The following is a 21,511-nucleotide window of genomic DNA, read 5'->3' on the forward strand; positions in this document are numbered from 1 at the left end:
TATTTTACAATCAATTCACAAAACTGTAATAAATATAATAGATTAGGGCAATGCACAAGCAAAGCCCAGCTCTATTATTTAAAATCTTTTACTTTAACCCTGTCATTTTCAATTCTTTTAGTGTAGCCTTTAATGTCCAATGTTTCTAGAAGAGTGATTGCACTTTTTCTTGACATATTGAGCATATCTTTGAGTTCTTTTACATTCAAAGTTTTGTTGTTATTGAAATGATCATCGACAGTTTTGATGAATTTGTCGTAACATTTTTTAGAAATCAAAAAGTTATCTCTTAAAATTACGACGTCTTTTTGCAATAAAATTCCCAAAATAGTCTTGTCCTTTTGGTTGTGAACAACATTGTCTATCTTCAATAATTTGTCGAACTGGTTTTGACAAATATCTTGAAGCATTTTCTTTCTGATTTTTTCATCTTCATCACTTAATTGAACTTTGTGAGATTTAGAAGATATTATACCACTTTCTTCCATCAAAACCTCTTGGTCGTTTAAGTCTTTAAGCATGTAATTGAAGAATGGTCTATCGTCATCAAGTTGTAATTTTTTAAGAAGTTCTTCTTTGTTAATACCAGGTAATAAAGGATTTGTCTTGTGGAATGATATCACAAACATTTTTAATTTACCTAATAATTTTAAGTAAGCTTCTTTTTCTAATACTTTATCATTTCTAATTACAACTTTATCTTCTTGTTTTAGTTCGTCTAATTCTTTTAAAACTTTGTCTTTTGATTCAGAAGAATAGAATACCAAATCATCAATTTTAGTAGGAAAAATCTCGTCTCGCAGATAATTTAAGATGATGTCTTTGATTTTACCTTCTTCTTTGATTTTTAGATTTTCAATGATTTCTTCATCGAATAATTTATGTTTTCTAACAGAACCATCTATTATAATGCCGCCACCAATTGTAACTTGTGGTGAAAATTGTCTCAAAATAAATGGGTCGGACGTTTTTGCATAAATTTTTTCTTCAAGTCTTATTTGAACCAAAGCTTGAGTTCCTGGTTGTATTACTTGCTTATCAAGAGGGACAACTCTTCCGAAAATTTCTTTTGTTCCGTGGAATAATCTAACTCTGTCCCAGTGGTTAAGAGGTGAGGCACTTTCAAGTAGCGTAAGCCTAACATCTATCATATTAAATGCTTTCAATGAGTTTTTCTTAGCTATTACATAACCTCTATCTATTTCATCTAAATTAAGATTTATATTCAAAGCAACCCTCTGTGATGGGTGAGCTACATTCACATTTTTGTTATGGACTTGAATATTTTTAATGTTGATATCTTTTTCTATTGGATAAATGAAAGATTCTCCCTTATGAATATCTCCGTCTAATAAAGTTCCTGTAACAACTGTTCCAATTCCTTTTACGTTGAACTTTCTGTCAATATTCATTCTGTAATCTCTTTCTGCATGTTTTTGCTTTAAATTCTTGGATTCAGAATCTATCATTTGAATCAAATTATCTATTCCTCTTTTCGAAATAGAATCTACTTCGCAAATAGGACAATTTTCAAGGAAAGTTCCTTTTACTAATTCTTTAACTTGTTCGATTGTTTTTTCAGTTTCTTCATCAGTTGCCAAGTCTCTTTTGGTTAAAACGACAATGCCTTCGGTTTTATTTAAAAATCTAAGTATATCCAAATGTTCAACAGTTTGTGGCATAACGCCTTCTTTACTGTCAATGCATAAAAGGATCATATCCATTCCAAAAGTACCGGTCATCATATTTTTTACGAATTTTTCGTGACCTGGTACGTCAATTATTCCAGCTCGTTGACCACTTGGAAGATCAAAATAGCTAAAACCTAAATCGATAGAAATTCCTCTCTTTTTTTCTTCCGGTAGTCTATCAGTGCTATTTCCGGTTAAAGCTTTTATTAATGTAGTTTTTCCATGATCAATATGGCCTGATGTACCTATAATAAAATCCATATAACCTCCAATTAATTTACTAATTCATATTATATCATATTTTTCTATTTTGTATAAAACATAAGGAAATTATTTTCATAAATTTTTGTACAAACATATTAATTTAATTAAATGAAGTAATAACAATTCAAACTTATCAATTACTTTATCAATATAACAAAGTTGATTATCCGAACAATGCATTACAAAGAATACATATGCAATAAAAGTGCGGAAATATGATAATATTTAAAATGATAATGAATATTAATGTGGTTTTTAAATATAATACTAATTTACTTTAGGCAATATAAGTGGTATAATTAAGAATATAAAAGAAAAAATAATTTTAATAACGGAAGGAAAACAATTTTATAGGAGGATTTTAATGAGTTTTACATTTGACTTAAAAGAACATGCTTCTCAAGTCGAAGAATTTCGAGAATTTGTAAGAAGCAAAAAGGATATTAAAGGTCCTTTGATGCCCGTTTTACAACGTGCACAAGATGAATTTGGTTATTTGCCTAAGGAAATTATTACAATGATTTCTAAAATATTAGACATTCCTTTGTCAGAAATTTACGGTGTTATAACTTTTTATGCACAATTTTCTTTGATTCCAAAAGGAAAATACGATATTCAAGTTTGCGAAGGAACTGCTTGTTATGTAAAAGGAGCTCAAAGAGTTTCTGAAAAACTACAAGAGATTTTGAAGATTCCAGCAGGTAGCACTACTGAAGATCAAAAATTTTCTATCACACCATGTAGATGTGTTGGTTTGTGCGCATTAGCTCCAGTTATTGTTATTAATGGCGATGTGTACGGTAAGGTAGCTGTTAATGAATTAGAATCAATTGTTAGTAAATATAATTAGTTATTAGGGGATTTGTTATGAATATTGAAAAACTTAATGAGATAAGAGAAGAGTATGCAAAAAATATCAAAATGCGTGAACTCGTAAAGGATAAAATTTATGTTGAACATACTAATCCAAAAGAAAAACAAATAGTTGTGTGTGGTGGAGCTGGTTGTGAAGCTACAGGCGCTAAATCTTTGATTGATGAGTTTAACAAATATATAGAAGAAGAAAAAATCGAAAACGTAGTGGTTGTTCCAGTAGGATGTATTGGACTTTGCGAAACTGGTCCTAACGTTGTTGTATATCCTGAAGGAATTTTCTACACAAGAGTTAAATTATCAGATGTTAAGAGCATTGTCGATAAATCTATTGTAAATGACGAAGTTGATGAAGATGTAGTTTACGAAAATGCAAAACAAGACGATAAGATTTTGAAATACAATTCAGTTGATTTCTACGATAAACAATTTAAGATAGCTTTAAGAAATGTAGAAAAAATTCAATTAGAATCTTTAAATGAATATATTGGTGCAGATGGTTATCAAGCTTTACATAAAGCCATTTTTGATTTAGACCAAAAAGAAATAATTGAAGAAATGAAGAAATCAGGATTGAGAGGTCGTGGAGGAGCAGGTTTCCCTACAGGTAGAAAATGGGAATCAGCTTATAAAGTAGAAAATAATCAAAAATATGTAATCTGCAACGCAGACGAAGGAGACCCTGGTGCTTTCATGGACAGAGCGATTCTTGAAGGAGATCCTCATTCAGTATTAGAAGGTATGGCTATTTGCGGTAGAGCGATTGGCGCTAATCAAGGTTTTATCTATGTAAGAGCAGAATATCCAATTGCTGTTAAAAGATTGAGAATTGCGATACAACAAGCAAAAGAAATGAATCTTTTAGGAAACAACATTTTTGGATCTGATTTTTCATTTGATATCGAATTGAGATTGGGTTCAGGAGCTTTTGTATGTGGTGAAGGTACTGCCTTGATGGAATCTATCGAAGGAAGACGTGGAATGCCTCGTACTAAAATATTCAGAACTGCTGAAAGAGGATTGTGGGATAAACCAACTATTATCAATAACGTTGAAACATTTGCTAATGTTCCAGCAATTATGTATAAAGGTGCAGATTGGTTTACAAGTTTTGGTACAGAAGGTTCACCAGGAACTAAAGTATTCGCTTTAGGTGGTAAAGTTGTAAACACTGGTTTGGTAGAAGTTCCAATGGGATCTACTTTGAGAGAAATAATATTTGATATCGGCGGCGGAATTAAAGATGGCAAGAAGTTCAAAGCTGTTCAAACAGGTGGACCATCTGGTGGATGTATTCCAGAAGAATTCCTGGATACTCCAGTTGATTTCGAATCATTAGGAAAAATCGGTTCAATCATGGGATCAGGTGGAATGATTGTAATGGATGAAGACGACTGTATGGTTGATATTGCTAGATTCTTCCTTGAATTTACTGTAGATGAATCTTGCGGTAAGTGTGTTCCATGTCGTGAAGGTACTAAGAGAATGCTTGAAATTCTAGAAAAAATCACTTCCGGAAAAGGTGAAGATGGAGATATCGAAGCATTAGAAGAATTGTGTGATACTATCACATCAGCTTCACTTTGTGGTCTTGGACAAACGGCTCCAAATCCAGTTATCTCAACATTAAAATACTTCAGAAATGAATATGAAGCTCACATTTACGATAAGAAATGTCCTGCTCATGCATGTAAGGCACTTTTATCATATGAAATTACAGACAAATGTATAGGTTGTACAAAATGTGCAAAGAATTGTCCTGTAAGTTGTATTGAAGGAGAAGTTAAGAAACAACACGTTATCGACAAATCTCAATGTATTAAGTGTGGTAACTGCGAAACTGTATGTCCTGTTCATGCTGTAGTTAGGAGATAGATAGTATGATTACTGTAACTATTGACGGAAAAGTAATTAAAACTGATAAGCCTAAATTCATTATTGAACTAGCAAGGGAAAATGGAATAGATATTCCAAACTTATGCTATGACAAAAACTTGGATGTAGTGAGTGCGTGTAGACTTTGTTTAGTTGAAGTTGAAGGAAGCAAAAAATTAATGACTGCTTGTTCTACTTTGGCAAAAGACAACATGGTTGTTCATACTAAAACAGATAGATTAATAAAACACAGACAAAGAATTCTTCAAATGTTGTTGGATTCTCATCCAAATGATTGCTTGACATGTCAAAAATCTGGAGAATGTCAATTACAAAAATATTCTTATGAATACGGAGTAAAATTCAGAGAACATGACGGAGCAAGAAGAGAAAAATTAGTAGATGATTCTTCTCCATACATCATTAGAGATGATAGCAAGTGTATACTATGTGGAAAGTGCGTAAGAACTTGTAATGTCATGGATGATAGAAAAATTCTTAATTTCTCAAATAGAGGATACGAAACAAGAATTAACTTAGATATTAACGATACATTTGAATCTTCTTATTGTATATCTTGTAATAGATGCGTAGTAGCTTGTCCAGTAGGTGCATTGATGGATAAGAGAGCTATGAATTTAGGAAGAAAATGGGAGTTAGAAACTAAGAAAGTTCAATGCAAAGTTTGCGAATACGGTTGTGAATTTGAAGTCTTGAGAAAAAATGGAAAGAATCTTGCATTAAGAGCATTAAGTCCAGAAAATGGGAGACCACTTTGCTTAAAGGGTAGATTGACTACAGAATTATTGAATGTGGATAACCCAAAACAACCTTACAAAAAGATAGGTGGAGAATTTGTCGAAGCTAGCTGGAATAATGTATTAGGTTTGGATAAGATTCTAGACAAAATCGAAAAAATAGATAATTAATATATAAATAAATAGAATGAATAGGTGAAATAATGAATAGAGAACAATTAATATCAATTATTGATGATGCTGTAAATAGAGAAGATGATTCATATACATTTTACAAAGATGCAGCTGAAAAAGCTAAAGATCCTCAAACTAAAAGTCTTTTTGAAAGGCTTAGCAAGGAAGAATTGAAACACAAAGATTACTTACAAAAATTCTTAGAAACTAAAGCTGAAACTATCAAAATTGATGATAGTGAAGATTATAATTTATCACAAGATATTGATAGACCAAGAATGACTACGGAAATGGACTTCAGAGATGCTATCAAATTAGCTATCAAAAGAGAAGAAGAAGCTATGCAATTGTACGCTGATATTGCAAATTCTTGCTTAGATAAAGCTGAACAAGATATTTTTGCTGGATTATCTAAAATGGAAAAATTGCATAAAACTGAACTAGAAGAAATATTTTTGAATGTAGGATTTAACGAAGTTTGGTAGGTGTAATATGTTAAATATAAATATTGATGGTATTGATGTTCAAGTTGAAGAAAATACCACTGTATTAGAAGCGGCGCATAAAATAGGGATTGATATTCCGACATTGTGCCACGATAAATACCTGAGCGAATTTGGCGGTTGTAGAATGTGCTTAGTTGAGATAGAAGGATCCAGAAAACTTCAAACGTCATGTTCTACCATGGTCAAAGACGGAATGGTTGTTAAGACAGAAACTGATCGTTTAGTAAAAACTAGACAAAATATACTTAAACTTTTGATGATGAATCACCCTAAAGATTGCCTAACTTGTTCAAAAGTTGGTAGTTGTAGATTACAAGATTTGTGCTACAGATATGGTGTTAAAAATCCAGAAGTATTAGGCAAATACGGTAATTATGACATAGAAGTTCAAAATCACGAAGTTGATGACACAAATCCATTGATTTTTAGGGACCAAAACAAATGTATTTTGTGTGGAAAATGCGTCAGAGTTTGTGAAGAAGTCCAATGTACACATACAGTAGATTTTAAAAATAGAGGATTTGATTCTTATATTTCTACAGCTTTTGATCTTCCTTTATCTAAGGAAAACTGTCGTATGTGTGGACAATGCATAAGCGTGTGTCCAACAGGTGCATTAATCAATAAACAATTAAAAGATACAAGACCTTGGGAAGTTGAAAAAGTTAAGACAACTTGTCCATTCTGTGGAACTGGATGTCAATTCAATTTAATTGTAAAAAATGGAAAAGTTCAAGGTGTTGAACCCTGTGATGGTTATGTAAACCAAAATGCTCTTTGTATCAAAGGTCGTTTCCATACAGATATGATTCACTCAGACGAAAGATTGACTACTCCATTGATTAGAAAAAATGGAGAACTAGTTGAATGTAGTTGGGATGAAGCTATAGGTTATGTTGGAAATAAACTAAGAGATATTAAGATGGAATTTGGCCCAGATTCTATTGCTGGTCTAAGTTCTGCTAGATGTACAAATGAAGATAACTTTGTATTCCAAAAAATGATGAGAGCAGCGATTGGAACAAATAACGTCGATCACTGCGCCAGAACCTGACACGCTCCAACAGTTGCAGGTCTTGCAGCTACATTAGGAAGTGGAGCTATGACAAACTCTATCGAAGAAATTCTGGGTGCAGAATTATTGTTTGTTATAGGTTCTAATGCTACTGAAGCACATCCTATTATTGGTAATAAGATGAAACAAGCAGTTAAAAAAGGAACTAAACTTATAGTTGTAGATCCAAGAAAAACTGGCTTGGCGGAAGAAGCGGATATTTGGTTGAGATTAAATCCAGGTACGGATGTGTTCTTATTGAATGCAATGATGAAAGTTATCATAGAAGAAGGATTAGAAGCCAAAGATTATATTGAATCTCGTGTTGAAAACTTTGAAGGCTTGAAGAAAACAGTAATGAAATACGATTTGGATGAAGCTGAAAAAGTTACAGGTGTGGACAAGGAATTAATCAGACAAGCAGCTTTGTTGTACGCAAAGACTGAAAAAGCTGGTATATTTTACACGCTTGGTATCACAGAACACACTCATGGAACAGAAAACGTAATGAGCTTGGCAAATCTAGGAATGCTAACTGGACACGTTGGAATTGAATCTGGCGGTATAAACCCTATCAGAGGACAAAACAACGTACAAGGAGCATGTGATTTAGGAGCATTACCTAACACTTATCCTGCTTATGCAAAAGTTACTGATCCAAAAGCTCGTGAATTTTTCGAAAGCGTATGGAAGACTCCATTGAGTCCAAATCTTGGATACCAAATCCCTGAAATGTTTAATCAAGCAGTTAAGGGAAATGTTAAAGCAATGTATATAATGGGAGAAGATCCTGTTTTATCAGATCCAGATGCAAATCACGTTAAGAGAGCTTTGAACAATTTAGATTTGTTAGTAGTTCAAGATATATTTATGTCTAACACAGCAAAGCTTGCAGATGTTGTATTCCCTGCAACTTGCTACGCAGAAAAAGATGGAACTTTTACAAATACTGAAAGAAGAGTTCAAAGAGTTAGAAAAGCTGTTGCTCCTCCGGGACAAGCTAGAAATGACTGGTCAATTTTATGCGATGTAAGTAAAATCATCAATCCAAATGTATTCTTTGATTATGAAACAAGTGAAGATGTATTTGAAGAAATGAGAGTAACTATGCCAAGTTACAGAGGTATGACTTACGAAAGAATTGACAAAGTTGGATTACAATGGCCATGTCCTACAACATCTCACCCTGGTACAAAATACTTGCACAAAGGAATATTTGCAAGAGGTCAAGGTCAAATGATGGAAATAGAATACAGACCATCAGAAGAATTGCCAGATGAAGATTATCCAATGATTTTAAGTACAGGAAGAATGTTGTATCATTACAATATAACTACGAGATACTCAAAAGATTTGGATGGAGTAAGTCCTTACGAACTTGCAGAAATCAATCCAGTGGATGCAGAAAGATTGGGAGTAAAAGATTTGGATACTATTAGAGTTACATCCAGAAGAGGAAGTATCGTAACTCGTGTTGTAGTAACTGATAGAGTATTACCTAATATGATATTCATGACATTCCACTACAGAGAATCTCCAGTAAACGAAGTGACATCAAATCACTACGATCCAATTACAGGAACTGGTGAGTATAAAGTGTGTGCAATTCATGTTGAAAAAGTTGATTTGCATCCAGATCATGAGGATACAATTCAAAGATTTGTTAACATGGCAACTTTATTATCAGACGAACACAAAAAAGATAAAAAAGTAATTTAAATAAACAAAAAAAGATCTCAGATTTTTAAAATCTGGGATCTTTTAAATTGCGATTATTTTAAAATATCTTCAATCAATTTTAGCAATTTGTTGTTTGATTGCTCATCCAAAATACAAAATCTAAAAAAGTATTCATTCAAATTATTAAACGATGCACAGTCTCTTATGATAAGAGCATGAGGAATTAGTTTTTCTCTTAATTCATGTGCAGTTAATTTTTTGTTCAATATTTCGCATAGTACGAAATTTGATTTTGAAGGATAAACTTTCAAGCAATCTATTTTTTCTAAAGTAGATATCATTTTTTCTTTTTCACTATTAATAAATTCGAACACGTTTTTGTGGTAATCAGTATCCGTGAACATCTCGCCACCAAGAATATCGGCAAAGATATTTATGTTCCACAAATTGGTGTGTTTATTTATTTCATCGTAAAGTTTTTTATTTCCAGTTATTCCGTAACCCAATCTTATTCCTGCAGCTGCGAAAAACTTCGATGTAGAGCGTATAACAAGTAGGTTGTCGCATTTTTCAGTTAAATTTACTGCTGAATATTTGTCTACATCTGAAAACTCAACATAAGTTTCATCTATCATAAAATAGCAATTGCTTGATTTGATGAGTTCTTCAAGTTTTCTGTTTTCAATAGCGTATCCTGTTGGATTGTTAGGATTGGTTAATATTACAAGACTTACGTCATTTTCTTTTATCATTCTCGATAATTTCTCACAATCTATCGCAAAATCATTTGATTTATCCAAATCGTAAGAAATTATATTGGAGTTGATTTTGTTGAGTTCTCTTTCGTACTCAGAATAACTAGGGTTGAATATTATTGCGTTTTTTGGATTGATTAGAGATATAAATGATGAAATCAAATTAGTGCTACCAGATGTAAGCAAGATTTTGTCTCGTGATACGTTGGTGTATTTTTCAATAGATGATAATAATTGATCGTAATTTGGGTCAGGATATACTCCGACTTTATTAAGATTTTTTTCAAGCTTAGTCATGGCTTTAGGACTTGGTCCCAAAGGATTGACGTTTGAACTGAAATCCTTGATTTCATCTATATTAAATCCGTATTCTTTTTGAATTTCAAAAAGATTTGCTCCATGAGATGATTTCATTTTTTCTCCTTATAAAATATTAATACCTCTGGTTTTATCTAATAAAATTGAGATAGATTCTTCTCTGTTGATGTGGTGAATAAATTCACTCATCAATTCGCTCATATCTACAGCGTGGAACCATTCTTTGTTTTTGATTGATTCTGGTACGTATGTTAAGTTTGTAGAATAAACTCCGTCAATGTATCCTTCTTTATTCATTTGATCGAATTTGTCAGGACCTTCAGTAAATAAAGCGAAACTTACTGCGCAGAATATTCTGTTTGCGTTTTGTTTTTTCAATTGTTTTGCAATATCGATAACAGATCCACCAGAAGCAATCATATCATCTACGATTAATATGTCTTTGCCTTCTACTTCACGTCCGATGTATTTGTGTTCAATAATAGGGTTCTTGCCGTCGACTACTTTAGTGTAATCACGTCTTTTGTAGAATAATCCTATGTCTTGTTTTAAAATATTAGAATAATAAATTGCTCTATCCATTGCACCGGTATCAGGTGAAATAATAATCATGTTTTTCTTGTCTAATTCATCAGTAGTAATATTTTCTTTTTCTAAGAAGTGAGTAACTATTTCTGCTGTAGGATAGATATTTTCAAATGTCATCAATGGGATTGCGTTTTGTACGTTTGGATCGTGTACATCAAATGTATAAATTCCATCTACACCCATGTCTTCTAATTCTTGAAGTGCCATTGCACAGTCAAGTGATTCTCTTGATTTACGTCTGTGTTGACGAGATGCATATAAAAGAGGCATCATTACATTGATACGTGAAGCCTTTCCATTAATTGCGGAGATAACTCTTTTGATATCTTGGAAGTGTTCATCTGGACCAATTATAGTTTGTTCACCGAACATATTGTACTTCAATCCATAATTTCCAACGTCTGATATGATTAAAATATCACGACCTCTAACTGATTCATCGATTGTAACTTTACCTTCACCATTACTAAATCTGGATTCTGTTATCTTTAATAAATAACTTTCTGTTGCACCGTTTTTTTTCATTAAAAGTTCGTCAACTTCTTTTGCCAAACCTTCAATGTTTTTCATTGCTATGATTCCAAGTTCTCCGTATGGAAACTCTTCAAATTTTGATTCTGACATAAGTCCTCCTTAAATACTACATTATATATAAAGAATATCACAAACAATTTCCGTATTCAAATTTAAATAACACAAACTTTTTGATATAATCGGATAGGAAAGGTGTTTTATAAATGATGAATAATGATGATGAAAAATTCATGATGAAAGCTATCGAACAAGCGAAGATTGCATTTGATATGTACGAAGTTCCAGTTGGATGTGTTATTGTAAAAAATGGTGAAATAATTGCTCAAGCTTATAACAGTGTGGAAACAGACAACAATGCGACAATGCATGCAGAATTAAAAGCTATTAATCAAGCAACTAAGGTTATTGGAAATTTTAGGCTTGATGATTGTACAATGTATGTGACATTGGAGCCTTGTGTGATGTGCACAGGTGCTTTGGTGTATTCAAGAATACCAAAAGTTGTGTTCGGAGCTTTTGATAAAAAAAGAGGAGCTTGTGGGTCTTTGATTTCATTAAATGATTACGAAGGACTCAATCATAAAATAGAAGTAAAAAGTATTATGGAAAAAGAGTGTGTCGATTTGATGCAGAGTTTTTTCAGGAGGATTCGTGAAAAAAATAGAAATAAATAGATTAAGTGATTATTTGAAAAAAACATACGGCACGAAAGTTTACAAATTACCGTTAGATGGTGGATTCAGTTGTCCTAATAGAAAAAATTCTAAAGGTTGTATTTTTTGTTCTGAAAGTGGATCTGGTGAATTTACTTTTAATGAATATTCAATTAAGGACCAAGTCGAATTGCAAATTAAAAGATTATCTGAAAAGAAAAAAGCAGACAAATTCATTGCGTATTTTCAATCGTTCACCAATACTTACAAGCCTGTAAATGAACTTAGGAAAATTTACTCAGATGCTATTGATAACGAAAATGTGCTGGTACTTGATATAGCCACCAGAGGAGACTGCTTAGATGATGAGAAGATAAAGCTTTTGATTGATATAAACAAACAGGTGGATGTGTGGGTTGAAATGGGCCTTCAATCCACTAAAAAGTCTACGATAGAATTAATCAATCGTGCTTATAGCAATGATGTTTATTTTGATATGGCAAAAAAACTTATGGATAATGACATTAAAGTAATCTCGCATGTAATAGCAGGCCTTCCATATGAAACTGAGGATGATTTTTTGGAAAGTGTGTATCAAACGCAAATGCATGATATTTGGGGAATCAAAATTCATTCATTATATATACAAACAGATTCAAGGTTGTACGATTATTATCTACGAAATAAATTTAAAATTCTAACGATGGATGAATACACTGATTGGGTTGTAGATAGTTTCAAAATTTTAAATGAGGATACAGTTGTGCATAGAATGACTGGAGATGCTTACAAGCCAAAACTTTATCTGCCTAAATGGTCTTGTGATAAATTGAAAGTAATTTCTGAGATAAATAGTAAAATTAAAACATACAATACATAAAAAAATTTATTGAAGTTTTTGTGCGTTTGAAATATACTAACTTAGTATAGGAATATGGAGGGAATAACAAAAATGAAAATCCACATGGGATTAGATGTAGGTTCAACTACTGTCAAGCTTGTCATTATAAATGAAAACTACGAAATTTTATTTCAAGAATATACTAGACATCGTTCTGACATAGAAGAAACTACCAAAAATGTTCTTAAACAAGCATACGATTCACATCCAGAGTTCAAAAACAGCGATTGTACAATTATGGTCACTGGAAGTGGCGGAATGTATGTTGAAGATAATCTAAATATCGAATTTATACAAGAAGTTGTGGCTGGAACTACAGCTATTAAAAAATATATCCCTAATGCCGATGTGTGTATTGAGCTTGGGGGAGAAGACAGTAAGATAACTTATCTAAAAGGAAACGTAGAACAAAGAATGAACTCCATCTGCGCAGGTGGAACTGGAGCATTCATAGACCAAATGGCAGCTTTGTTAAAGACAGATGCATCTGGTCTTAACGAATTAGCCAAAGATTACAAGAAAATATTTTCGATTGCAAGTAGATGCGGAGTATATGCAAAAACTGACATTCAAGCTTTGATCAACCAAGGCGCAACAAAAGAAGACATGGCAGTAAGTGTATTTCAGTCTGTTGTCAATCAAACAATATCAAATCTTGCTTGTGGTAGACCTATTGAAGGAAATATCGTATTTTTGGGTGGACCACTTTATTTCTTATCAGAATTAAGAAATAGATTCATCACGACACTAGATGATGGTGTCAACACATTCTACAGTCCTGAAAATGCTCAAGTATTTGTGGCATTGGGAGCAGCTATTGCATCAATGGATGGAGAAGTTGTGAAGTATGAGGATTTGTTGAACAGATCTTACGATAAAAAGCAAGAAATTAGCGATGAGTTAATACTTGAGCCACTATTTAAAAATGAGAAAGAAAAAGAAGAATTTTATGAAAATCACAAGAAATCTAACGTAAAATTCAAAAATCTTGACGAAGTACAAGGAAACTTGTATTTGGGGATTGATGCGGGCTCAACTACTAGTAAAATTGTAGTAATTGATGAAGATTGCAACATTGTTTACGATTTTTATGCGAATAACCAAGGAAATCCTCTTGATTTAGTTAAGGAACAATTATCTGTAATTTATTCTAAACTAAATGATAACCAAAAAATTGCAAGTAGTGGTATAACAGGTTATGGTGAAGATTTTATAAAACAAGCTTTGTCGGTCGATTTTGGTGAAGTAGAGACAATAGCGCATTTGACTGCTGCTAGATACTTTGATCCAGATGTTGATTTTGTTTTGGATATTGGCGGTCAAGACATGAAAGCTATGCATGTAAATGATGGAATAATTGATTCTATTCAATTGAACGAAGCGTGTTCTTCTGGTTGCGGATCATTTATTGAAACCTTTGCTCACAGTTTGAATTTATCCATACAAGAATTTCAACAAAAAGCACTTGAATCAAATAATCCTGTGGATTTAGGTTCAAGATGTACAGTTTTTATGAATTCGAAAGTGAAACAAGCACAAAAAGAAGGCGCCAGTGTCAGCGACATTGCAGCAGGTTTGTGTTATTCAGTAATCAAAAACGCAATTCAAAAAGTTATCAAACTTAGAGATCCATCAAAATTAGGTGAACATATCGTAGTTCAAGGTGGTACATTCTACGGGGATGCGATACTAAGAGCCTTCGAAAAAATCACAGGCAAAGTTCCTACAAGACCAAATATTTCTGGACTTATGGGAGCTATGGGAATGGCTTTGATTGCAAAAGAAAAATCAACAGGATATTCTACGATTTTATCTGAGGATGAACTTGAAAAATTTGAATATACTCAAGAACAAGCAGAATGTAAATATTGTTCTAACCATTGCAAATTAACTATCAACAAATTTGCAAATGGCAAAAAGTTTGTTACTGGAAATAGATGTGAAAGAGGAGCTGGAATTAGTCTGGATAAAAAGGACAAGCTTCCAAATATGTACGATTACAAAAACAAGAGATTATTTGGATATAAGAGCATTCCAAAAGATAAAGCAAGAGCAACTGTAGGAATTCCTAGAGTGTTGAATATGTACGAAAATTATCCTTTCTGGCATACATTCTTCACGAATTTAGGATACAGAGTTGTATTGTCTTCTAAATCATCAAGAGAAATTTACGAAAAAGGAATTTCTTCTATTACAAGTGAGACATGTTGCTATCCTGCGAAATTAGTTCACGGTCACATTGAAGATTTGTTAGAAAAAAATGTCGATATGATATTCTATCCTTCGGTATTTTTTGAAAAACAAGAATACGATAAGGCGAATAATCACATTAACTGCCCAGTAGTTACTGGATATCCGGAAGTTATTAAAAATAATGTCGATGGATTGAAAAACACGAAGTATTTCAACCCATTCATATCATTCCAAGATAAAAATAAATTAAAAACAAGACTTATTGACGAATTAAAAGAGCTAGGACTTTCTGATAAGGACATTTCAAACAGCGTTGATAGAGCATGGGATGAACTTGAAAAATACAGAAAAGATGTAAAGGTTGAAGGAAAGAAAGCTTTGTCCAAAATTCGTGAAATGGGCAAAAAAGCAATTGTGTTAGCTGGTAGACCTTATCACGTTGATTCAGAAATAAATCATGGAATTCCTGAACTGATTACTTCATTAGGTCTTGGAGTTTTATCAGAAGATTCTATAATTGATTATGATGACGATGTAGATAGCGATTTGAGAGTATTGGATCAATGGGTATATCACTCTAGACTTTACAGAGCAGCAGAAATTGTTGGAAACAGTGAAGATTTGGAAATGGTTCAACTTAATTCATTCGGTTGTGGAATTGATGCTGTAACTACAGATCAAGTTAATGAAATATTGTCTGCTAAAGGAAAAATCTATACTGTATTAAAAATCGATGAAATTAGTAACTTAGGTGCCGTTAAAATCAGAATAAGATCATTGATACAAGCGCTTGAAAAGAAAAACTTCGTTCCAAATGTGAAAAAATCATATCACGTTGAAAAAGTTGAATTCACTAAGAAAATGAAAGAAGAATACACAATCCTAGCACCACAAATGGCGCCGGATCACTTTGAAATAATGGAATCTTTATTCAAAGATAATGGCTATAAAGTGGAATTTTTGAAAGATGTTAATTCAAAAGTAATCGACGAGGGATTAAAATATGTAAACAACGACGCTTGTTATCCATCTATAACTGTTGTTGGACAAATGATGGAAGCTATAAATTCTGGTAGATATGACACTGACAAACTAGCTTTGTTAATGAGTCAAACTGGTGGAGCATGCAGAGCAAGTAACTATGTTGGTTTCATAAGAAAAGCATTAAAAGAAGCAGGATATGAAAATATTCCTGTAATTGCTATTTCTTGGCAAAATATCGAAACGAACGAAGGCTTTAACCTTTCTCCATTAGTATTACAAAAAATGATTGTTGCAGTATTATATGGGGACTTGATAATGAGATTATCAAACTTCACAAGAGCCTACGAAAAGGAAAAAGAAACTGATACTTTAAAACAAAAATGGATTGAAGAATGTCAAAAGAGAGTTTTGAAATCAAGTTCAAAACTATTTAGACAAACTGTCGATGAAATTATTGAAGATTTTTCAAAAATAGAATTATTGGATATACAAAAACCAAAAGTTGGTATTGTGGGAGAAATTCTAGTAAAATATCTTCCTCAAGCTAATAATAATTTGCAAGATTTATTGGAAAAAGAAGGCTGCGAAGTAGTAATGCCTGATTTGACAGATTTTGTACTTTATTGCTTGAGAAACGAATACCATAAGGGAAACTTCTTATCCAAATCAAAGTTCACAGGATTCATGTGCAATATGGGAGTAAATTTGATTGAACATTACAGAAAATACATCAGAAACCAATTAATCAAATCGAAGTTTACTCATCCACTTAAGATACAAGAACTGGAAGATTACGCACAAGAAATTGTATCGCTAGGAAATCAATATGGTGAAGGATGGTTGTTAACTGCAGAAATGATAGAATTAATTCACATCAACGCCAACAACATTGTATGTATCCAACCATTTGGTTGCCTTCCTAACCATATCACAGGAAAAGGAGTAATTAAGAGAATTAGACAATTGTATCCACAAGCAAACATAATTCCAATTGACTACGATCCTGGTGCAAGTGAAGTAAACCAAATTAACAGAATTAAACTTATGCTTTCACAAGCAAAGGAGAAAATTAATAATTAAAACTTACAAAAAATCAAATTTAATGTAAATTTTTATTGTTTTTGATATAATTAAATAAGTGTTAAGACAAAGCACCGGTGAATCCGAGTGCTTTGTTCATTAAAAAAGTAATTGGAGGATAGAATGAAGAAAAGAGCTGTTATTGTCTTTTTTATTTCGCTAGCACTATTTTTGGGAGTTTATTTCGGTGCTGGTAAATTTTTGGGAAGCTTAAAAACAACTGGCTCTGATATTAAAGGCGATGAATTAGGAAAAAATAACGTAATTGAACAAAATATACCGGATGAATTTTTGTTTGTCCTATTAGGAATTGACAAAGAAGTAAGCACAACAGATCATCAAAGATCTGATACTATAATGGTTTGCAAAGTTAACTTTAATTCTGGTAATGTGGACATACTGTCTGTGCCAAGAGATACTCAAATTAGATTGAATGGAAATATTCACAAAGTAAATGCAGCACACGCTTATGAAGGAGCGAAGGGATCTTTAAAGGCGTTGAGAGATTTATTGGGAATAGATTTGGATTATTACGTTGAAGTTGATTTTGATAGTGTAGAACACATCGTAGATGCTATGGGTGGAGTTGAAGTTGATTCACCAGTGGAAATTAATCTTCCTACAATAAATATGCATATTCCAAAAGGAAAATCCAAATTAGATGGCCCTGAAGCATTACAGTATGTAAGAGCACGTCATCCATTCGGCGGATCTGATGACGCTAGAATTGAAAATCAACATTATTTTATAAAAACATTGATAGATCAATTATTGAGTCCTGCAAATATTACAAAAATGCCAAAGATGGTTGAAATATTCAAAAGAGATGTAAAGACGAATATTCCATTGGGAGATATGACGGCTTATCTTACAAAACTTCCTAACTTTTCATCTAGTAAAATACATAGCTATATACTACCAGGAGAATATAAGAATGACGGAATTAGTTGGTATATGGCTGATGAAGAACAATTACCAGAAATTGTAGACAGGTTATTTGCTGAATACAAACTGGATGATCAAACCACTAATCGTGAAAACAACGAAAAAAATGAAAATGAGGAAGAATCACAAAATAATTAGCGGTTTTGTTTTTTTGGAGGTATTTTTGTGGAAAGAAAACAAGAACACATTGAAAACTATTTAAAATCAGAATACAAGGGCAACAATTTATTTGATTGTGTGTATTTGGAGCATACATCACTACCAGAATTAGATTTGCATGATGTCGATTTGTCGATAGAATTTAATGGCAAAAAAATCGACTATCCTTTTATGATAAACGCCATGACTGGGGGCGGAGATTCCTGTTGTGACATCAATGAAGATTTGGCTAGATTGTGTAAAACATTCAATATTCCAATGGCAGTTGGTAGTCAAAAAATAGGTCTTGTTGAACCAGAAGCGATTGAAAGTTTTGAACTTGTACGTGAAAATTTGATTAAGAACGAAAACATCGTAATAGGAAATCTTTCTGCAAGAGAAAGCTTGGAATCAGTTCAAAAAGCAATTGAGATGATAGACTCTGATATGTTTGGCCTTCACTTAAATCCAATTCAAGAGTTGATTATGGAAGAAGGAGACCGAGAATTTTCCGGAATAAAAAATAACATTAAAAATATAGTAGAAAATGTAGATGTGCCTATAATCGTAAAAGAAGTAGGTTACGGAATGAACAAAAAAACAATCTATGATTTATACAATTTGGGTGTTAGATACATTGATATTGCTGGTTTTGGTGGAACAAATTTTTCTGAAATAGAAGATAATAGAAGATTCGATATGGAATTTTCTGAATTTTACTGTTGGGGAATTCCTACGGCGAAGATTTTATTGGACATGCAAGATAAACCTGACGATTTGTTTTTGATTGCAAGTGGTGGAATAAAAACATCAATTGATATTGTAAAAGCATTAGTCCTTGGTGCAGATATGACAGCGATGAGCGGCGAAGTGTTATCTTATTTAATGCATGGTGGTTATGAATTTGCTAAGGAATTTTTGGATAGCTTGATTTATAAATTAAAAATGCTTATGGTAATGCTCGGAGCAAAAAACATCAATGAGCTTAAAAATGTGGACTACAAAATATTTGGAAAATTAAAAGAAATTACAGAATAAAAAAAGTCATACAAATTTGATTTTAATATCAAATTTGTGTGACTTTTTTAAATGTATTTTTCTATTCTTTTTGTTACGAAACTAAAAACCAATGCTTTTAGCATATCTCCAGGTAAGAAAACTATCATACCAGTAAACAATAATTTCCACAAATCAAATTGTTTGTTGGATAATTTGAAAAATATTCCCATGTATGCGACACCAAAAGCATAAATTATAATTGATGACACCATGAACATAATAAAAAGATTTATCTTAGATAAGTTTCGTTTTTTGTATTTAACATAAAAAGTTTGTGCTAAAAAGCCAAGTATATAACCAAAGCTTGGTGAGAATATTGCCTGCATTCCACCTTTTCCTCCAGCAAAAACAGGAAGACCTATAAGACCAAGTATAATATATAATAAAACTGACATATTTGCGTATTTTTTACTTAAATAATATCCAGATGATATTGCGAACAAACTTTGTAGTGATATAGGAACAGGAAATAGAGGGATAATTATATATGATCCAATTATTATTAGAGCGCTAAATAAAGCGATTTTTATAAGTTCTTTTGTATTTGATTTATTAGTCATCTTGCTTTTCTCTCATGTCTTGTCTGTAATTTGCCATTACTTCGTGGAAAATTTCTGCTGATGTTGGTGGAGTATAACTTAAAGCATTTGCTCCAGCATTGATCGTATCGATAACATTTTGCTCATTGTCACCGCCTGTTGCAATTATTGGAAATTCATATCCAACTTTTTTTCTGATTTCTTCAACTAAAAATGCAGTTTTCTTTCCACCAGATACATTTAAAATATCTGCACCAGAATTTATTTTACCTTCGATATCATCGTATGCAGATACGATTGTAGCGACGATAGGTATGTCTAAAACTTTTTTCATCTGAACAATAGTCTCGTTTTTCATTGGGGCATTTACGATTACTCCGTAAGCTCCTAACATTTCTGCTTGTAATGCCATATTTACACTTCTAATTCCAGATGTAATTCCACCACCTACTCCGGCAAAAACTGGAAGACTTGAAGACATTATAATAGCATTTGTGATTGATAATGTTGGCGTGAAAGGATAAACTGCCATTATTGCGTGACCATTTGTATTATTAATTATTGCAATGTCTGTTGTGAAGACAAGAGTTTTTATTCTTTTTCCTAAAACTGTTATGCCAGATGCTTTGTACATAGCTTCTGGAATATGTACCATTCTGTGTCTCAAATTAGATTTTACTTCTGGTATAAATTTCTTTTCCATAAGATGCCTCCATAAAATGAATTTCATATTTATATTATAATAGATAAAGCCATTCTGGCAAATCAAAAAGCTAAAAAATATTTTGGGAATTTGTTGTAATTCTTAGAAGATTATGGTAATATATATAGGTAAATCCTTGCTCCGGATAGGGGCCAAATAGACCACAAGGAGGTGTCATATGAATAAATATGAATTAGTGCTAATCTTTAAGCCAGAATTATCAGAAGAAGACAGAAATACTGTATTCTCAAGAATTCAACAAGTAATTGACGAAAATGGTAAACTTGAAGAAGTTCACGATTGGGGAAAAAGAAAATTAGCTTATGAAATTAACTACATTAAAGAAGGATACTATTATATTGTAAACTTTGATTTATATCCACAATTTGTTAAGGAAATCGAAAGAAGATGTAGATTATTCGACCAAATCATTAGATACATGGTTGTTAGAGTAGACGAACAATAATCGTAAGAGGAGGAAATGTTTTGAATAATGTTAGTTTGATGGGTAGATTGACAAGAGACCCTGAAGTGAGATATTCAGCGAATACTCAATTAGCTAACGCTAGATTTAGTGTTGCTGTAGATAGAAGATTATCTAAAGAAAAAAGAATGGAAGCTGAAAACAACAATCAACCAACTGCGGATTTTATCAATTGCGTTGCTTTTGGAAGGACTGCAGAAGTTATTGGACAATATTTCCACAAAGGAAATAGAATTGCGATTACAGGTCACATTCAAACGGGATCTTATGAAAACCAACAAGGACAAAGAATTTATACAACTGATGTAATTGTCGATCAATTTGATTTTGTTGAATCAAGTAATTCACAACCAAATTCAGGTAACTATCAAGGTTACAACAATAACCAATCATTCAACAATAATTCTTTCCAAAACAATAATTTCCAAAATTCAAACGATATTCATAAGAGTAATGACGATTTCGGAATGGGAGACAATGCAGTTCCGACTGATATTGACGAACTTCCATTCTAATAGTAGGAGGTTTTAAAGATATGCAAAGAAGATTTAGACCTAGAAAAAAGATAGATCCATTCCAAAAGGATAAAACAAAAGTTATTGATTATAAAGATGTAAATATGCTTAAAAACTATATCAGCGAAAGAGGTAAGATTTTACCAAGAAGAGTAACTGGATTAAACGCAAAACATCAAAGACAAATAACTGATGCTATCAAAAAAGCTAGACAAGTTGCACTATTACCATACAGTGCTGAATAAGA

General features: G+C 32.3%; 18 protein-coding genes. 13 read left to right on the top strand and 5 right to left on the bottom strand.

From position 1 onward, the window contains the following. Positions 1-74: 74 nt before the first annotated feature. Positions 75-1,952 carry a selenocysteine-specific translation elongation factor gene (gene selB, locus DES33_RS00860; RefSeq protein WP_110057836.1) on the bottom strand — a complete coding sequence of 626 codons (1,878 nt, stop codon included), beginning with the start codon at positions 1,950-1,952 and terminating at the stop codon, positions 75-77. A 367-nt stretch (positions 1,953-2,319) separates the two neighbouring features. Here selB and DES33_RS00865 point away from each other — a divergent pair, with 367 nt between their 5' ends. Genes DES33_RS00865 through fdhF form a run of 5 tightly spaced genes read left to right on the top strand, consistent with a single transcriptional unit; the run spans position 2,320 to position 8,914 of the window. Next, the gene (locus tag DES33_RS00865; protein ID WP_094207401.1) at positions 2,320-2,805 is read left to right on the top strand and encodes an NADH-quinone oxidoreductase subunit NuoE family protein; all 486 of its coding nucleotides are present in this window, start codon (positions 2,320-2,322) and stop codon (positions 2,803-2,805) included. Between the two features lie 17 nt (positions 2,806-2,822). Next, the gene (locus DES33_RS00870) at positions 2,823-4,703 is read left to right on the top strand and encodes an NADH-quinone oxidoreductase subunit NuoF (protein WP_110057837.1); all 1,881 of its coding nucleotides are present in this window, start codon (positions 2,823-2,825) and stop codon (positions 4,701-4,703) included. A gap of 5 nt (positions 4,704-4,708) precedes the next feature. Then, positions 4,709-5,632 (top strand): NADH-quinone oxidoreductase subunit G, encoded by a 924-nt coding sequence (locus DES33_RS00875; protein WP_110057838.1) that lies wholly within the window; start codon positions 4,709-4,711, stop codon positions 5,630-5,632. 32 nt (positions 5,633-5,664) lie between these two features. Beyond that, positions 5,665-6,120, top strand: a complete 456-nt coding sequence (locus tag DES33_RS00880; protein WP_110057839.1) for a ferritin-like domain-containing protein — start codon at positions 5,665-5,667, stop codon at positions 6,118-6,120. A 7-nt stretch (positions 6,121-6,127) separates the two neighbouring features. After that, positions 6,128-8,914, top strand: a complete 2,787-nt coding sequence (fdhF, locus tag DES33_RS00885) for a formate dehydrogenase subunit alpha (protein WP_110057840.1) — start codon at positions 6,128-6,130, stop codon at positions 8,912-8,914. 53 nt (positions 8,915-8,967) lie between these two features. On the opposite strand, the gene DES33_RS00890 is transcribed toward fdhF, so the two are convergent. Further along, positions 8,968-10,044, bottom strand: coding sequence for a pyridoxal phosphate-dependent aminotransferase (locus DES33_RS00890; RefSeq protein WP_110057841.1), 1,077 nt, complete (start codon positions 10,042-10,044; stop codon positions 8,968-8,970). Positions 10,045-10,053: 9 nt separating this feature from the next. Then, positions 10,054-11,160, bottom strand: coding sequence for a ribose-phosphate pyrophosphokinase (locus DES33_RS00895; protein ID WP_110057842.1), 1,107 nt, complete (start codon positions 11,158-11,160; stop codon positions 10,054-10,056). 113 nt (positions 11,161-11,273) lie between these two features. Here DES33_RS00895 and tadA point away from each other — a divergent pair, with 113 nt between their 5' ends. The 5 genes from tadA (at position 11,274) to fni (ending at position 19,002) form a co-directional block, all read left to right on the top strand. Further along, a complete protein-coding gene (gene tadA, locus DES33_RS00900) occupies positions 11,274-11,744 on the top strand; it encodes a tRNA adenosine(34) deaminase TadA (protein WP_227930635.1) in 471 nt (156 codons plus the stop codon). Beyond that, on the top strand, positions 11,722-12,603 hold the full coding sequence (mnmL, locus tag DES33_RS00905) for a tRNA modification radical SAM protein MnmL/YtqA (protein ID WP_110057843.1): 882 nt from the start codon (positions 11,722-11,724) through the stop codon (positions 12,601-12,603). The genes tadA and mnmL overlap by 23 nt, the downstream gene beginning before the upstream one ends. Positions 12,604-12,675: 72 nt before the next feature. Continuing rightward, a complete protein-coding gene (locus DES33_RS00910) occupies positions 12,676-16,881 on the top strand; it encodes an acyl-CoA dehydratase activase-related protein (RefSeq protein ID WP_110057844.1) in 4,206 nt (1,401 codons plus the stop codon). Positions 16,882-17,004: 123 nt separating this feature from the next. Then, the gene (locus tag DES33_RS00915; RefSeq protein ID WP_094224934.1) at positions 17,005-17,964 is read left to right on the top strand and encodes an LCP family protein; all 960 of its coding nucleotides are present in this window, start codon (positions 17,005-17,007) and stop codon (positions 17,962-17,964) included. 27 nt (positions 17,965-17,991) lie between these two features. Beyond that, entirely contained in the window at positions 17,992-19,002 is a 1,011-nt protein-coding gene (fni, locus tag DES33_RS00920; RefSeq protein WP_094224933.1) for a type 2 isopentenyl-diphosphate Delta-isomerase, read from the top strand. Positions 19,003-19,049: 47 nt separating this feature from the next. On the opposite strand, the gene DES33_RS00925 is transcribed toward fni, so the two are convergent. Beyond that, entirely contained in the window at positions 19,050-19,583 is a 534-nt protein-coding gene (locus tag DES33_RS00925) for a biotin transporter BioY (RefSeq protein WP_094224932.1), read from the bottom strand. Further along, positions 19,576-20,265, bottom strand: a complete 690-nt coding sequence (locus tag DES33_RS00930; protein WP_094224931.1) for a hydrolase — start codon at positions 20,263-20,265, stop codon at positions 19,576-19,578. Before DES33_RS00930 ends, DES33_RS00925 begins: the two co-directional genes overlap by 8 nt. 178 nt (positions 20,266-20,443) lie before the next feature. On the opposite strand from DES33_RS00930, the gene rpsF reads away from it, so the two are divergent. Genes rpsF through rpsR form a run of 3 tightly spaced genes read left to right on the top strand, consistent with a single transcriptional unit; the run spans position 20,444 to position 21,509 of the window. Next, positions 20,444-20,731: a 30S ribosomal protein S6 gene (rpsF, locus tag DES33_RS00935; RefSeq protein ID WP_094224930.1), complete on the top strand. Its 288-nt coding sequence runs from the start codon at positions 20,444-20,446 to the stop codon at positions 20,729-20,731. A gap of 20 nt (positions 20,732-20,751) precedes the next feature. After that, complete coding sequence (locus tag DES33_RS00940; RefSeq protein ID WP_002835042.1) at positions 20,752-21,264, top strand: single-stranded DNA-binding protein; 513 nt, start codon at positions 20,752-20,754, stop codon at positions 21,262-21,264. 20 nt (positions 21,265-21,284) lie between these two features. Beyond that, entirely contained in the window at positions 21,285-21,509 is a 225-nt protein-coding gene (rpsR, locus tag DES33_RS00945; protein ID WP_002835041.1) for a 30S ribosomal protein S18, read from the top strand. The last annotated feature ends 2 nt before the right edge of the window (positions 21,510-21,511 follow it).

The sequence above is a fragment of the Finegoldia magna genome, from assembly GCF_003182075.1.
Lineage (GTDB): Bacteria > Bacillota > Clostridia > Tissierellales > Peptoniphilaceae > Finegoldia > Finegoldia magna.

Excerpts from the sequence above, each read along its gene's own strand:
- selB (WP_110057836.1), bottom strand. The coding sequence starts at position 1,952 with ATGGATTTTATTATAGGTACATCAGGCCATATTGATCATGGAAAAACT.
- DES33_RS00865 (WP_094207401.1), top strand. The coding sequence starts at position 2,320 with ATGAGTTTTACATTTGACTTAAAAGAACATGCTTCTCAAGTCGAAGAA.
- DES33_RS00870 (WP_110057837.1), top strand. The coding sequence starts at position 2,823 with ATGAATATTGAAAAACTTAATGAGATAAGAGAAGAGTATGCAAAAAAT.
- DES33_RS00875 (WP_110057838.1), top strand. The coding sequence starts at position 4,709 with ATGATTACTGTAACTATTGACGGAAAAGTAATTAAAACTGATAAGCCT.
- DES33_RS00880 (WP_110057839.1), top strand. The coding sequence starts at position 5,665 with ATGAATAGAGAACAATTAATATCAATTATTGATGATGCTGTAAATAGA.
- DES33_RS00890 (WP_110057841.1), bottom strand. The coding sequence starts at position 10,044 with ATGAAATCATCTCATGGAGCAAATCTTTTTGAAATTCAAAAAGAATAC.
- DES33_RS00895 (WP_110057842.1), bottom strand. The coding sequence starts at position 11,160 with ATGTCAGAATCAAAATTTGAAGAGTTTCCATACGGAGAACTTGGAATC.
- tadA (WP_227930635.1), top strand. The coding sequence starts at position 11,274 with ATGATGAATAATGATGATGAAAAATTCATGATGAAAGCTATCGAACAA.
- DES33_RS00910 (WP_110057844.1), top strand. The coding sequence starts at position 12,676 with ATGAAAATCCACATGGGATTAGATGTAGGTTCAACTACTGTCAAGCTT.
- DES33_RS00915 (WP_094224934.1), top strand. The coding sequence starts at position 17,005 with ATGAAGAAAAGAGCTGTTATTGTCTTTTTTATTTCGCTAGCACTATTT.
- DES33_RS00925 (WP_094224932.1), bottom strand. The coding sequence starts at position 19,583 with ATGACTAATAAATCAAATACAAAAGAACTTATAAAAATCGCTTTATTT.
- DES33_RS00930 (WP_094224931.1), bottom strand. The coding sequence starts at position 20,265 with ATGGAAAAGAAATTTATACCAGAAGTAAAATCTAATTTGAGACACAGA.
- rpsF (WP_094224930.1), top strand. The coding sequence starts at position 20,444 with ATGAATAAATATGAATTAGTGCTAATCTTTAAGCCAGAATTATCAGAA.
- rpsR (WP_002835041.1), top strand. The coding sequence starts at position 21,285 with ATGCAAAGAAGATTTAGACCTAGAAAAAAGATAGATCCATTCCAAAAG.